We start from the raw sequence: 249 nt of genomic DNA, 5'->3' as shown, positions 1-249 counted from the left end.
CCCGTGCGATCGCCACACGCTGCTGCTGACCACCGGATAAATCTTGCGGTTTGCGATTGGCCAAATGCTCTAACTGCACCATGGCCAGCATCTCACGCACCCGCGTTTGAATCTCGTCTTTAGGAATTTTTTTAAGTTTAAGACCATAAGCAACATTTTGCGCAACGGTCATATGCGGAAATAAGGCGTACTGTTGAAACACGGTATTGACCGGACGCTTATCGGCTGACAAGCCTGCCATCTGTACAC

The 249-nt window shown here is 49.8% G+C and carries 1 protein-coding gene; it reads right to left on the bottom strand.

Annotated elements, in window-relative coordinates; translation table 11 throughout:
* Positions 1–249, bottom strand: a 249-nt coding sequence (locus tag AAEY88_RS14840; RefSeq protein WP_350563621.1) for an ATP-binding cassette domain-containing protein, incomplete at both ends; no start/stop codon positions are given.

Origin of the sequence: Psychrobacter sp. CAL346-MNA-CIBAN-0220 (assembly GCF_040309805.1) — a bacterium.
In the GTDB taxonomy this organism is placed as follows: domain Bacteria; phylum Pseudomonadota; class Gammaproteobacteria; order Pseudomonadales; family Moraxellaceae; genus Psychrobacter.
The sequence above is the reverse complement of the archived record's forward strand: the minus strand, read 5'-3'. Positions and strand labels throughout refer to the sequence as shown.